Source organism: Psychrobacter sp. PSP, assembly GCF_024085615.1.
GTDB classification, from domain to species: Bacteria; Pseudomonadota; Gammaproteobacteria; order Pseudomonadales; family Moraxellaceae; genus Psychrobacter; species Psychrobacter pacificensis.
The window spans coordinates 22568-36279 of record NZ_JABLTF010000016.1; the positions used below are offsets into that span (position 1 = coordinate 22568).

Genomic DNA, 13712 nt, shown 5'->3' on the forward strand with positions numbered 1-13712 from the left:
GCCTGAAAAATTTTTATGCTATAGTGAATCATTCGGTTTGAAATCAAACAAACCACTTTTTATTATTTGTCTCATTTTTTATTTAGAAACTATCACCCACTTATTGCCATCACGAGCCGACTCCTCACTGAATTTATAGTCATTTCGCTATATAATAAACAGTCCCAACATCGTGCTTACGCTAATATTGAGATTTGACCATGACGCTAACTACCGAACAGTCCACCTCCCAAGCCCATACCAACGCTGTGCAAACGATCCTAAGCTCACTGACTGACACCCATCAATTCGACCCCAGCCAAATAAAGACCGACGCAGAGAGCTTAGAGCACTGGGGCAAAGACTGGACCAAACACTTCGCCCCCGCCGCCGCCGCCATCGCCTTCCCAAAGACCACCGAACAAGTCCAAGCCATCGTCCTACTGGCTAATGAGCATAACGTCGTCCTCACCCCTAGTGGTGGTCGTACCGGACTCTCAGCAGGCGCCGTCGCCGCCAATGGCGAGATCGTTGTCAGCATGGATAAAATGAACCAGATTGGACAGTTCTATCCAGCGGACCGCATGGTCGAGATTGAAGCGGGCGTTGTCACCGAACAGCTACAACAGTTCGCCGAATCAAAAGATCTCTACTATCCTGTCGACTTTGCCTCAGCAGGCTCTAGTCAAATGGGTGGTAACATCGGTACCAATGCGGGCGGCATCAAAGTCATCCGCTATGGCATGACCCGTCAATGGATCATGGGACTAACGGTTGTTACGGGTAAAGGGGATATCTTGCACCTCAACCGAGGCATGGTGAAAAACGCCACTGGTTACGACTTGCGTCAACTGTTTATCGGTGCTGAAGGTACCCTTGGTCTTGTCACTCACGCGCAAATCAAACTTGAGCGTCAGCCACAAGACTTAAATGTCATGGTTCTGGGTATGGACAACTTTAGTGACGTCATGAATGTGCTCTCTGCCTTTCAAGCCCAGATTGATTTGACTGCGTTTGAATTCTTTGATGATGTAGCGGTTGATAAGCTCATGGCACATGGTCAAGTACAAGAGCCGTTTGAATCACGTACCAAGTTTTATACTTTATTAGAGTTTGAAGCCCCCTATGAGCCAATCATGGAAAAAGCCATGGCCATCTTTGAGCAGTGCATGGAAGAGGGCTGGGTGGTTGATGGGGTGATGAGTCAAAGCCTTAGTCAGGCGGCAGAGCTGTGGAAGCTGCGCGAATATATCTCTGAGACGATCTCTGTGTTCACCCCTTATAAGAACGACGTGTCGGTACTCATCAGCTATGTACCGGAGTTTATCGCTGAGATTGATCATATCGTCGCCAGCAACTATCCAGACTTTGAGGTGTGCTGGTTTGGTCATATCGGTGATGGTAATTTGCATTTGAATATCTTAAAGCCTGATAACATGAGTAAGGATGATTTTTTTAGTGAGTGTCAAATTGTCAATAAATACGTGTTTGAGACGGTACAAAAATATGGCGGGTCGGTCTCTGCTGAGCATGGCGTGGGTATGACGAAGAAGCCGTATCTGCAATACAGCCGCAGCGAGACTGAGATTGATTATTTGCGTAAGGTGAAAAAGGTGTTTGATCCAAACAACATCATGAATCGTGGTAAGATTTTTGATATGTGATTGGTAGGCCAACGATTTATCTCAAAAAAAAAGACGCTAACCCATAGGCTAGCGTCTTTTTTTATTCATCAGATCATCGTTTGTAAAGGTACATGGTTTACCAGTATAGCAACATCAACCCCACTACCAGCAAGATACTAAGAAACCCTTGGACAATCAAAAAGGCTTGATGCGGTGCCGCCATATGGCGGAACATATTGCCTAGCGCATTGTAAGTAATGCCCGCTGCCTTGATATGTGGCTGGGTATCGAAATTTTTGATAATTTGCAAAAATTGCTCAGTACGATCAGGTGACCAACCGTGCGGCGCAAATGGTAGAAATGGTGACAACTGCGCTGCTTGCTCTTTGGTTGCAGGCGACCATAGCCAGCGCTCCAAAAACAGCAGACGCATGCGCCAGTCTGAGAAGCTGCGATGATTAATCTCTTGTAGTAAAAGCACTTCGATATTTTTGTGACGACTATCAGCAAAGATACGTTCTTGTAGCGCAAAGACATGTCTTTTTTCGCCTTCGATGCACTGCAAAAACTGACCATTGCCATAACATAATGTACCAGTAATACCATGCTGCTCATTATAATCGCGAGCATGGGCCTCTATATCCTCAAATATAGAGGTATTTAGGCGTGAACCGAGCGTTAGCGTACTGACATAGACCAATTGAACCAGTACTGATTCTTGTATTGCATCCCATTGCTTGATTCTATTGCTACGAGTTAAGGGCATAATAAAATAATCCTAAAAGCCGATAACGCCGGCCAAATGAAACAAGCAAAACGATACTATGCCTGAAGTAGATAAAGCTGCAGACTCACAAAAACGTAGCAAATAGTTACTACGTGAGACTATTATTACTTATATAGCTTGCTATCATAGCAAGCAAAATGAATGATACTGATAGATATTACTTAGATTTTATATTTAGATAATAAATAGCAAAACAGTCGCCGTTGTAAAGGCATTGGACAACCCTGTATTTCGTTATTAACAATCCAATAAAAAACCAAGTGATACGGCAGGCAATGATTACTAAGGTTTATTCCTCTATATCAGTCAGAATAAACCTCAAATACACTGAGCAACATGTCATAAAATATTGCTATAACCCATTGTAAATAGGGTAATAATTATTGTAAAGGCTATATCTGACTACTGGAATATTCTTATTGGTTTTTTTCATAAAAATTGACAAAATCGAGTGCTTAGGATCATTGCATTACGCATACTCAAATTTAGTAGAGATTTAATATAGGAATATCATGAGTAAAATCGAAAAAACAGATGACTTTCATCTCACGATCGCTGAGATCAAGAAAAAAGACTACCCCCAACTAAAAGCCTTGATGGATCGCGTCTACGTCAACCTAGGCGGCGCGTGGTCAAAAAACACCATTCATACGCTCATAGACGCCTTTCCTGAAGGGCAGATTGCGCTGTTTGACCATGATCAATTAATTGGTATTGTACTGTCCATGCGTGTTGATTATGCCAAATTTTCTAACCCGCATACCTATGATGATTTGATCGGGCAAAAAGAAATCATTAGAGACAACCCTGAGGGTGATGCTATTTATGGTTTGGATGCGCTGATTGACCCTGATTATCGTGGCTACCGTCTCGGTCGCCGTCTCTATGACGCACGCAAAGAGCTGTGTCGTCAGCTCAACTTCCGCGCTATTTTGGCGGGTGGCCGCATTCCTAACTACCATAACCACCAAGACTTAAGCCCAGGCGAATATATTGACGCTGTTGAGAGCCGCGAAATTCACGACCCTGCATTGTCTTTTCAGTTGTCAAACGGGTTTATCGTCAAGCGTATCTTGACCGCTTACCTACCAGATGACAAACAATCGAAAGGGTTTGCCACCTTGCTTGAGTGGTCAAATATCTATTATGAGCCAAAAGATTATAAGCCCAATACGCGTAAATCTGAGGTGCGTATCGGTGGTATTCAGTGGCAGATGCGTGAGGTCGAGTCGCCAGAAGAACTGCTCCAGCAAGTGGAGTTCTTTGTCGATGTGATGGCCGATTATAACTCTGACTTTGCTTGTTTGCCTGAGTTCTTTAATGCGCCGCTGATGGGCTTGTGCGAGTCTACTGACCAAAACATCGCCATTCGCTTTTTGGCCGATTATACCGAATGGTTTAAAAATGAAATTTCGCATTTGGCCGTCAGTTACAACGTCAATGTCATTACAGGCTCTATGCCTTTATTAGACGAAGACGATACCTTGTACAATGTCAGTTATCTGTGCCGCCGTGATGGTACGGTTGAAGAGCAACGCAAAATTCATATCACCCCGCATGAGCGTAGCGCGTGGGTCATTGAAGGTGGCGATAAAGTACAGGTCTTTGACACCGATGCGGGGCGTATTGGTATTTTGGTCTGTTATGACGTTGAGTTCCCTGAACTTGCACGCCTGTTAGCACTTGATGATATGGATATTTTGTTCGTGCCTTTCTGGACAGATACCAAAAACGGCTATTTGCGTGTACGCCATTGTGCCCAAGCACGTGCCATTGAAAACGAATGCTATGTCATGATCTGCGGCTCGGTAGGTAACTTGCCACAAGTCGAAAGCTTGGATATTCAGTACGCACAGTCGTCTATCTTCTCACCGTCAGATTTTGCATTCCCACATGATGCCATCATGGCAGAGACCACGCCCAATACCGAGATGATTTTCTTCTCTGATGTCAACTTAGATAAGTTGACTCACGTGCGTCACGAAGGCTCAGTGCACAACCTGATCGACCGCCGTGATGACTTATTTAGTTTAAAATGGAAACGTAAATCCAAAGTTCCTGCAAGCAAATTAAGTGACGAAGAACGCCGCGAAAACTCAGGCAGTGTGCTTACTGGTGATCCATTGCAGAATCGTGCGCAAAAGCCATAATAACGTATCTGCTATAACTCCCTACTGACTTTTTAATCCAATAAACGGCTGCATCATCAGCCGTTTATTTTTATCTATCAACACATAAAAGTATAAAAGCAGCCCCTATGACGACTGATATTGGCATCGACAAAACCCTCGAAAAACCGAAAAAAACACCCAAACAGCGCATCCTGTCTGTGCTTAAGACAGCACTGCTCTATGGGGTGATATTTTTGGTGATTTATAGTGTGGTCAACTGGTGGCGACAGCCTGTCATGCCAGCCGATCCGCAATTGCAATTAATGGACTATCAAGGGCAACCGGTGGATTTGGCCGAGCTGAGTCGCCAGCAGCCAACACTGATATATTTTTGGGGGACATGGTGCTCGGTCTGTAGCGTCACATCGCCAACGATAAATAGGCTAGCAGCGACAAACGATCATGCTGTCATCACTATCGCTGTGCAGTCAGGCTCAAATCAAGAGCTACGCAGCTACCTCGATCAGCATCAGTTTGACTTCACCGCGATAAATGACCAAGAAGGTGATATCTTTGCGGATTGGCAAGGACAAGTCACACCATCCTATGTGGTATTAGAGAATGGCAAGATGACACAAGGGCTAACAGGTATTCAGCCACTATGGTCGTTAAAACTGCGCTTATGGTTAGCATCGGTTTTTTAGCGGCTGAACCTGACTTTATTTTTTAATAAATTATCTTGCGAAGAGGTCATCGTTATACTTTCATCAACGACATGCAACGTAGATAAACAGTTGATATTGATCAAAATGAGGATGCAATTGCTCAGCTCTTTTTACCCTACTCTTTTTGTCATATAATAGCTGCCGATCTAAATATTTTTTTGAATTATTTTTACTAGCATATTTTATGTTGCAATCGTCTCGTTACCATTTATTATTGACGTAACTATTTGTGGACTAATGAGCAACAATGGGTATTTATTGACATGACGGTTGATAAACCGACTATGATGAGCAATATACCTACTATTATTAGTAATTAAGTATTATCGACACAGCATTAACCTCAGCACTATATTGAAATACGTTGAACATCGAGCCTTGTAGCCGGTTTTAACCGACACACAAACCTACCTTTTAAAAAGATACCTTCTATGACTGATAAAAGCACTGACACACCAAGCCAAGATTACAAAGACACGCTGAACCTTGCGGATACGCCATTTGCGATGCGCGCAAACCTTGCCAAGCGCGAGCCAGATTGGTTAGCTGCTTGGGAAGCAGATGACGTGTACGGTAAAATTCGTCAGGCGCGTGCTGGTGCGACTAAGTATATTTTGCACGATGGCCCTCCATACGCCAACGGTCAGATTCACTTGGGTCACGCGGTCAATAAAGTACTAAAAGACATTATTGTCAAATCAAAAACCTTGTCAGGGTTTGATGCGCCTTATGTCCCTGGTTGGGATTGTCATGGTCTGCCAATCGAACAAAAAGTCGAAGCCAAAGTCGGCAAAGTCGGTCAAAAAGTGTCTGCTACCGAATTCCGTGGTCTATGCCGCGAATACGCCAACACTCAGATTGAACTACAAAAGGCAGATTTCAAGCGTCTAGGCGTATTCGGTGATTGGGACAATCCTTATCTGACTATGAACTTTGCGCAGGAAGCCAACATCGTGCGCGCGCTTGCCAAAATCTATGACAATGGTCATGTGACTCGTGGTATGAAGCCAGTCAACTGGTGCTTGGACTGTAGCTCAGCTCTCGCGGAAGCTGAAGTAGAGTATCAAGACAAAGTCTCTGACGCGATCTATGTCAGCTTTGATGTACTTGGCACGGATAAAGTGACCGCATTGGCAGGTATCGCAGACAACATCGCTGCGGTTATCTGGACGACCACGCCGTGGACACTGCCTGCTAACCAAGCCATCTCAGTCCATCCTGAGCATAACTATAGCGTGGTTGCGACCAAAAAAGGCAACCTGCTACTAGCAGCTGATCTTATTGAAACTGCGCTAAGTGAACTCAAACTTGAGAATAAAGGCGTCCTCGCGACCGTATCAGGCAGTGAGCTTGAAGGATTGAGCGCTCAGCATCCATTGATTGAAGACCGCCAAGTGCCGCTCATCTTGGGCGATCATGTGACCACCGATAGTGGTACTGGTTTGGTACATACTGCACCCGGTCATGGTCTCGACGATTATATCGTTGGTCTAAAATACAACTTACCAGTGGAAAACCCAGTGAGCGGTACGGGCGTTTATCTAGATAGCGCGGCAGTATTTGCAGGCGAGCACATATATAAAGCCAATCCAAAAATCATCGCTGCCCTACATGACAATGGCCATCTAATCAGCCATACCAAAATTGAACACAGCTATCCACATTGCTGGCGTCACAAGTCACCGATTATTTTCCGTGCGACCCCGCAGTGGTTTATCAATATGGAAACCCAAGGTCTACGTGCTCGCGCCCTTGCTGATATTCCATCGGTCAACTGGACACCTGCATGGGGGCAGAATAGAATCGAAGCGATGATGAATGGTCGCCCTGACTGGTGTATCTCACGTCAGCGTACGTGGGGCGTGCCGATTACGTTCTTTACGCACAAAGAAACAGGCGAGCTGCATCCAAATACGCTTGAGCTGATGGAAACTGCGGCGCAAAAAATCGCTGAGGGCGGTGTTGAAGCGTGGTTTGACGCCAGCTGCGAGGACTTCTTAGGTAGCGAAGCGGCTGATTATGACAAAGCAACGGACACATTGGACGTGTGGTTTGACTCAGGCACGACGCATTTCGCCGTACTTGAGCAACGCGATGAATTGACCAACCCAGCTGACATGTATTTAGAAGGTTCTGATCAACATCGCGGCTGGTTCCAAACGTCATTACTGACGTCAGAGGCCATGTATGAGCGCCCACCGTTTAAGCAAGTACTGACCCATGGTTTTGTGGTCGATGAAAACGGTCGTAAGATGAGTAAGTCATTGGGTAATATCATCACGCCGCAAGAAGAGATCAACAAAACGGGCGCGGACATGTTGCGTCTGTGGATTGCGTCTAGCGACTATCGTTATGAGATGAGCGCAGGTAAGACGGTGTTTAAAGGCGCGATCGATATGTATCGCCGTATTCGTAACACCTTGCGCTTCTTACTGGCCAATACTGATGACTTCAATCCTGCAACCGACAGTGTACCGATGGACGAGCTGGTCAGTCTTGATAAATTCATCATTGAGCGCGCGCAAACCGTACAAGCGCAAATCATCAGTGCCTATGATGCAATGGACTTTCACCAAGTCACCCAGCACGTGACCGCGTTTTGCTCGCAAGACTTGGGCAGTTTTTATTTAGACATCATCAAAGACCGTCAGTACACCACCCAAAAAGACGGTCAGCCGCGCCGCTCTGCCCAGACGGCAATCTACCATATTGCTCATGCGCTGATTCGCTGGATCACACCGATCTTATCATTCACGGCGCAAGAAGCGTGGGAAGTGCTGAACCAACGTGAGGCTGATAAAGGCGGCTACGTGTTTACCCAAGAGTGGTACGAGTTCCCAGCGTTTGAGCTAAGTGCTATCAGCAATGATGACTGGCAGCGTATTATGTTTGCCAAAGACATGGTAAACAAGCACATCGAAACCGCACGTGGTGAAAAAATTATCAATGCCAACTTATCTGCCGATGTGAGCCTATACGCTGACGGTGCCATGTATGAAAGTCTAGCCAAGCTTGATGAAGAGCTTCGTTTTGTACTCATCACTAGCAACGCAGAACTAAAGCCAATGAGCGAAGCACCTACTGATAGCATCGTACAGGTAGATGAAGCAACCGAAACGAATACAGAAGAGGCTGTAGATCTAGTGGTACAAGTTAGCGCTGCCACTGGTACTAAATGCGTACGTTGCTGGCACATCCGTGATGATATCGGCACAGATAGCGCACACCCTGAACTATGCGCGCGCTGCGTGACCAACGTCAGTGGTGACGGCGAGGTACGTCATTATGCCTAACCCAACGGATTCATCTGAAAGCCCGCATGACTCGCAGGTTGAGGTTGATCATTCGCCTAAGCCTGCTCATGCGACCACAGGTAGCTCAACCACGCCTAGAGGCCGCCTGAGCAAGTCAATAAATAGGACACCAAAACTGGTGGCTAACGGTACTCGTGCTTTTATTTGGTATGCACTGGCGCTGATTATCATTGTCATAGATCAGTGGACCAAGTGGCTGGCAGAAACCAAGCTGACCTTTCATGATCCAGTGCCCGTGATTGAGCCATTTCTCAACTGGACACTTGCTTATAATTACGGCGCAGCATTTAGCTTTTTGGCAGATGCTGGCGGTTGGCAGAAGTGGTTTTTTTCAGGACTGGCATTACTCATGTCACTGTTTCTGATCATCTATTTACTCAAAGCACCTCGCAAAGCCACGCTACTCTCGCTTGGACTTGCCATGGTACTAGGCGGTGCGCTTGGTAATTTGATCGACCGCTTACTACATGGTCATGTGATTGACTTTATCCATGTGCACTATGCTGATGTTTGGCATTATCCGATTTTTAATATTGCAGATATTGGGATTTCTCTCGGTGTTGTACTGATTGTCATCGATATGCTGTTTTTGGAAAAGAAGCGTGAAATGCCACGATCATAACCGTCTATAGCTAAAGATATTAATTTAATTGATAAATAAAAAAGGTGGGTTACGCAGTCGTGACCCACCTTTTTTTGTCTGTTTTTGACGATTGAATATATATGTTAATTTGACCTATCTGCACAATCTCTATTCATGCACCCACAACCCCTGCTCACCGACAAAGTAAGTATGAGTATCTGCTACCTCAATGTTATATACCGTCATAGTAAGAGGACCTTCGCCCTCTACCCAATCTATAGTATCAGGATCTTTCCATTCACCTTGACGAAAACCAAAGAACTTAGCATGTTCACGTTTATCTTTAGGTGTTTGTTCTAATAGGCGTTGCTCCCATTCTGAGTCAGCTTGCCACAATTTATTTATCCATGTTGGTGCTGGATCCGTATAAAGTTCATACCTTCCTGTTAATAAATTAACGTATGATCCTTTGAGTTCGCCTGTTTCATCACCAAAGCTTACCTGATAAGCATATCCTTTTTTATTTGCATGATACATAGGTATTATGCCTTCATATCTATAGTCATACCCACCTCCACTATCAGTTGTAAAATAAGTATTATCCTTAGTCACTAAGATATCTTGAGCGTTCAATTTATCTGCTCTCACCCAACCTCTGTTTTGTGTCCAAAAGGGATGATCTGCTGTCATTAATAGAGGTTCAGGCAATATCTGTTGTTTCTTTAACTTACGTCTTAGATTAACTCTATCTGCCAAATTCAATTGTGGATTTACATAAGTATTAAAATACATCATGAAAATTGATGCATCATTAGTTGTCGTCCGAGTTATCCTCTTGTAAACCAGATCACCCAAACCATCAGCTGCCTTAGACAACACTTTATCGCCAATTTTTAGTTGTTCTATTGGTGCTAAACCTTTTTCAGTATGTACTAAGGTGCCACCAACGAAGCCTGACGTATTCATAATCACGTTATCCATATGTGTGTCTTAGTTCTCATTTATAGCAACGCTGATAATACATCAGTTAAAGCCCCTAACCCACCACCTGCCAATAAAAACAGCAACCCTGCCATATTAATGACAACGGTCAAATAATAAGTCACTCGAAACTCAGGCTTTTGTGATTTGTGCCGCAGATACGTCTGAGCCAATAACGCCCCTACCCAACCGCCAAGCGCACTCAGCACGTGTAATGTAAACTCAGGTGTACGCCAGTCGCCACTTTGAGCAGCAGCTTTGTCTTTGGCATACATGGCGTAAGTGATCACGCCCAACGCTGCGTACCAAACCACCACCAGCCAGCTTAGTTTACCTGTCGCTGCTAATAGAGCTAAAACACCATAAAAAGCCAGTCCAAGAAACGAGCGTTTCTTTTGTTCTGCTTCAAACTCTGCTTGCTGACTGCGTTTTTGGTTGCGCTGACGGATTTGCTGATTTTTTTGTGCCATTTTTTGTTGTACAAAGTGCAACTCTTGTACTTCTGTTGCCCGCAAGCGCCCTTGATCGTCTTGTCCGATACTAAAGACGACTTGCTCGCCAACATTGGGACGGCGCTTTGCTCTAAACTCACTCACGTGAAAGAAGATTGAATCCCCTGCTTCGGTTTCGATAAAGCCAAACCCTTTATCGTCCTGCCATTTTTTGACAGTGCCTTGTTGTTTATTCACCACCGACACCTCATATCTTTTAGAATTGCCAATTATAGTACCTCATCTACGTTACATTATTGACGCTTACATCTGGCCTTAGATGGCTTATTATTTCTTACACTATAATACGGCATCCAGATTCCTTATTCTTTTATTCCAGCAACCGATGGCTTTTTATTATGACTCAATCTCAATTTATTAATCCAAATGAAGACACGCGCATCACCTTTGGTAGCCTTGTTAGCCTACACTTTGAAGTATCACTAGAAAACGGCACGGTCATTGACTCAACGTTTAGTCGTGATGCGCCCGTCTCTTTGACTATCGGCGATGAAAGCTTGTTGCCAGGGTTTGAGCAGGTACTTATGAATCTACGCGCAGGCGACACGCGCACAGCTCACCTTGAGCCAGAGCAAGCATTTGGTGACTGGAATCCTGAAAACATCCAACATTTTAGCCGTACTCAATTTGCGCTCGTCGCTGACAATCCAGAAGTCGGTATGATGGTTGAATTCGAAGACAAAGGCAAAAATACCTTGCCCGGTACGATCAGCGCCATTGATGATGACCAAGTCGAAGTGGACTTCAATCATCCGCTGGCTGGGCAAGACGTATTATTTAAAGTAAAAATCTTTAAGGTCACACCACCTGGCGTCACTGGTATACAACTTATGTAGTTGTCCAAACGCACAATCCACAATAAAAAACGAGAAAGGACAATCGAATGCAATATACAACGTTACCGCAATTCGATGAAAAAGTATCTAAGATCTGTCTAGGTACGATGACTTGGGGACAGCAAAACACCAAGGCTGAGGCACACGCCCAGATGGATATGGCACTGAGTGAAGGCGTCAACTTTTGGGATACAGCAGAGATGTATCCATCACCACCAGATAAAGACAGACAAGGTGATACCGAACGATTCATGGGTACTTGGTTTGATAAAACCAAACAGCGTGACAAAGTCATCCTTGCCAGCAAAATATCACCAATGGATTTTTTGCGTGATGGTCAAACACGCTTTAACGCGCAGCATATCAGCAGCGCTATTGACGGCAATCTTGAGCGCTTGCAAACCGATTATATCGATATTTATCAGCTGCATTGGCCTGAACGTCAAGCGAACTTTTTTGGTCAGCGCGGCTATACAGAGGACATGGCAGCACAGTCATTAGATGACTTAACGCCATTTTTAGAGACCATTCAAGCATTAAATGATGAAATCAAAAAAGGTCGCATTCGTGCTTATGGTTTATCAAACGATACGGCATGGGGACTCATGCGCTATCTATGGGAAGCGGACAAAAATGGCTTGATCGCGCCTATCACGGTGCAAAACCCATATAGCCTATTAAACCGTTTATACGAAGTTGGTATGGCTGAGATTGCCCATCGCGAAAACGTGGGGCTACTTGCTTACTCGCCACTTGGTTTTGGCGTATTGTCTGGTAAATATCTCGATGGCAAGCGTCCAGATGGCGCACGCTTGACGATGTATGATCGCTATGCCCGTTATACCAATGAGCAAGCGGTATCAGCGACCGAGCAATATGCAAAGATCGCCGCTGATGCTGGGTTGGACATGGCGCAAATGTCATTGGCTTTTGTCAATTCACGTCACTTTGTCACCAGCAATATCATTGGCGCGACGACAACCGAACAGCTCAAATCAAACATTGATAGTGTCAATGTGGAGCTAACAGCAGATGTATTGGAAGCGATTGAAGCGGTACACGCGCAGCATCCCAATCCATCCCCTTAGTTCGATCTAGATCAGCGGTCTATAAATTGCTACACCTGCATTTATTATAGACACAAAAAAGGCGCAAATCGCAGTCATATATATAACTCGCGATTTGCGCCTTTTTATTAACTAAGCTAGTTTAGCTATAAATAATCAATCTTCAACGGGTACACGAAGTACTCGTGAATGCAGTTCTGCCAACCCTTCTTGCATACGTGCTTGCAACAAATTGGTCAGCTCGCTTTTGGTACAGCCTTTTGGATCTATCGGTGCCAATGGCAATACATACGCGGTGACATCTTTGCTATCGAGCACTTTTTTCATGCTGTCGGTCATTGTCATCTTGCCATAGTATGGCAGCGCGTCGCTAAGCGTGCCATCTTTATCGACATAAGCGATAACAATGGGTCTGATAGGCACATCAGCATCTATCGCTGACTGGAGCAATGTCCCATGAATACGCTTGATTTTTTTGCCACTGGTGGTGGTCGCCTCAGGGAAGAAAATCACCGAAAAACCTTTGGCTAAAAAATCAGCAATCTGTGATGACACTGAGCCTGCATCACCGGAGCCGCGCTCGATGAAAAGCGTGCCTGCCGCATGCGCGAGCTTACCGAACACAGGCCACTCACCAATCTCAGCTTTGGATAAAAAGAATGCTGGACTCACGGTACCAACGATAGGAATATCCATCCATGATACATGATTCGATACCCACAGGCCGTGATGCTGCTTTACTGGTTCGACTTCAACGACCTTTACCCCAAATGAGCCTGCCATCTTGCGACAAAACGTCTGAATATAGCGTGGCAGTTTTTCGCGTGGTGGCTGCTTGAATGCCCCAATGCGTTGAGCGGCACGCATACCACCAGCGATGGTGGTGGTCATGCCAGCAATTTGCTTACCGCGTCCCAACTGTCGTCTGAGTGAAAAGCTTGATTTAGCTTGGCTCATCTTCGCCCTCATGATTAAATAACGGGTGTTTAATAGTCAAAAAAACGAGCCCAGTATAACAAAGTTCATACGCTCAGTGATAGGGTGTCCATTCAGTGGGTGCTCACTTTTATACAAACGGGCAATAAAGCAGATTTATAAAAAATTAATCCCAGTCATCGCTGTAACATAAAACCATCGCTAATTGTGCTCATACCCTTTAATATCAAGTGATAAGACCACATATAGATACTCA

Annotated in this window: 11 protein-coding genes; 7 read left to right on the top strand and 4 right to left on the bottom strand. The window is 44.9% G+C overall.

Translation table 11 applies throughout. The features are described 5' to 3' along the window. Window positions 1-200: 200 nt before the first annotated feature. The gene (locus HL061_RS06170) at window positions 201-1643 is read left to right on the top strand and encodes an FAD-binding oxidoreductase (protein WP_186475090.1); all 1443 of its coding nucleotides are present in this window, start codon (window positions 201-203) and stop codon (window positions 1641-1643) included. A 97-nt stretch (window positions 1644-1740) separates the two neighbouring features. On the opposite strand, the gene HL061_RS06175 is transcribed toward HL061_RS06170, so the two are convergent. Next, complete coding sequence (locus tag HL061_RS06175; protein WP_186475091.1) at window positions 1741-2370, bottom strand: BLUF domain-containing protein; 630 nt, start codon at window positions 2368-2370, stop codon at window positions 1741-1743. 533 nt (window positions 2371-2903) lie between these two features. On the opposite strand from HL061_RS06175, the gene HL061_RS06180 reads away from it, so the two are divergent. The 4 genes from HL061_RS06180 to lspA all read left to right on the top strand — a co-directional run bounded on the left by HL061_RS06180 (window position 2904) and on the right by lspA (window position 9163). Then, window positions 2904-4541: a carbon-nitrogen hydrolase family protein gene (locus tag HL061_RS06180; RefSeq protein ID WP_223334891.1), complete on the top strand. Its 1638-nt coding sequence runs from the start codon at window positions 2904-2906 to the stop codon at window positions 4539-4541. A gap of 107 nt (window positions 4542-4648) precedes the next feature. Next, window positions 4649-5206: a protein disulfide oxidoreductase gene (locus tag HL061_RS06185; RefSeq protein WP_240365921.1), complete on the top strand. Its 558-nt coding sequence runs from the start codon at window positions 4649-4651 to the stop codon at window positions 5204-5206. Between the two features lie 452 nt (window positions 5207-5658). Beyond that, complete coding sequence (gene ileS, locus HL061_RS06190; RefSeq protein ID WP_252962629.1) at window positions 5659-8520, top strand: isoleucine--tRNA ligase; 2862 nt, start codon at window positions 5659-5661, stop codon at window positions 8518-8520. Beyond that, window positions 8513-9163, top strand: a complete 651-nt coding sequence (gene lspA / locus HL061_RS06195; protein ID WP_252962630.1) for a signal peptidase II — start codon at window positions 8513-8515, stop codon at window positions 9161-9163. The genes ileS and lspA overlap by 8 nt, the downstream gene beginning before the upstream one ends. A gap of 129 nt (window positions 9164-9292) precedes the next feature. Here the strand turns inward: lspA and HL061_RS06200 are convergent, their stop codons facing one another. Next, window positions 9293-10105, bottom strand: a complete 813-nt coding sequence (locus HL061_RS06200) for a hypothetical protein (RefSeq protein ID WP_227517193.1) — start codon at window positions 10103-10105, stop codon at window positions 9293-9295. 20 nt (window positions 10106-10125) lie between these two features. Next, on the bottom strand, window positions 10126-10794 hold the full coding sequence (locus HL061_RS06205; RefSeq protein WP_227517194.1) for a DUF1294 domain-containing protein: 669 nt from the start codon (window positions 10792-10794) through the stop codon (window positions 10126-10128). Between the two features lie 161 nt (window positions 10795-10955). Between HL061_RS06205 and HL061_RS06210 the strand changes: the two genes are divergently transcribed. Both HL061_RS06210 and HL061_RS06215 read left to right on the top strand, forming a co-directional pair. After that, window positions 10956-11453 (top strand): peptidylprolyl isomerase, encoded by a 498-nt coding sequence (locus tag HL061_RS06210; protein WP_071002277.1) that lies wholly within the window; start codon window positions 10956-10958, stop codon window positions 11451-11453. Between the two features lie 47 nt (window positions 11454-11500). Continuing rightward, window positions 11501-12541, top strand: a complete 1041-nt coding sequence (locus HL061_RS06215; RefSeq protein ID WP_071002278.1) for an aldo/keto reductase — start codon at window positions 11501-11503, stop codon at window positions 12539-12541. A 135-nt stretch (window positions 12542-12676) separates the two neighbouring features. Here HL061_RS06215 and HL061_RS06220 read toward each other — a convergent pair whose 3' ends face one another. Further along, complete coding sequence (locus HL061_RS06220; protein WP_252962631.1) at window positions 12677-13477, bottom strand: lysophospholipid acyltransferase family protein; 801 nt, start codon at window positions 13475-13477, stop codon at window positions 12677-12679. Window positions 13478-13712: the final 235 nt, after the last annotated feature.

Coding starts and splice junctions, on each gene's coding strand:
- HL061_RS06170 (WP_186475090.1), top strand. CDS start 201: ATGACGCTAACTACCGAACAGTCCACCTCCCAAGCCCATACCAACGCT.
- HL061_RS06175 (WP_186475091.1), bottom strand. CDS start 2,370: ATGCCCTTAACTCGTAGCAATAGAATCAAGCAATGGGATGCAATACAA.
- HL061_RS06180 (WP_223334891.1), top strand. CDS start 2,904: ATGAGTAAAATCGAAAAAACAGATGACTTTCATCTCACGATCGCTGAG.
- HL061_RS06185 (WP_240365921.1), top strand. CDS start 4,649: ATGACGACTGATATTGGCATCGACAAAACCCTCGAAAAACCGAAAAAA.
- ileS (WP_252962629.1), top strand. CDS start 5,659: ATGACTGATAAAAGCACTGACACACCAAGCCAAGATTACAAAGACACG.
- lspA (WP_252962630.1), top strand. CDS start 8,513: ATGCCTAACCCAACGGATTCATCTGAAAGCCCGCATGACTCGCAGGTT.
- HL061_RS06200 (WP_227517193.1), bottom strand. CDS start 10,105: ATGGATAACGTGATTATGAATACGTCAGGCTTCGTTGGTGGCACCTTA.
- HL061_RS06210 (WP_071002277.1), top strand. CDS start 10,956: ATGACTCAATCTCAATTTATTAATCCAAATGAAGACACGCGCATCACC.
- HL061_RS06215 (WP_071002278.1), top strand. CDS start 11,501: ATGCAATATACAACGTTACCGCAATTCGATGAAAAAGTATCTAAGATC.
- HL061_RS06220 (WP_252962631.1), bottom strand. CDS start 13,477: ATGAGCCAAGCTAAATCAAGCTTTTCACTCAGACGACAGTTGGGACGC.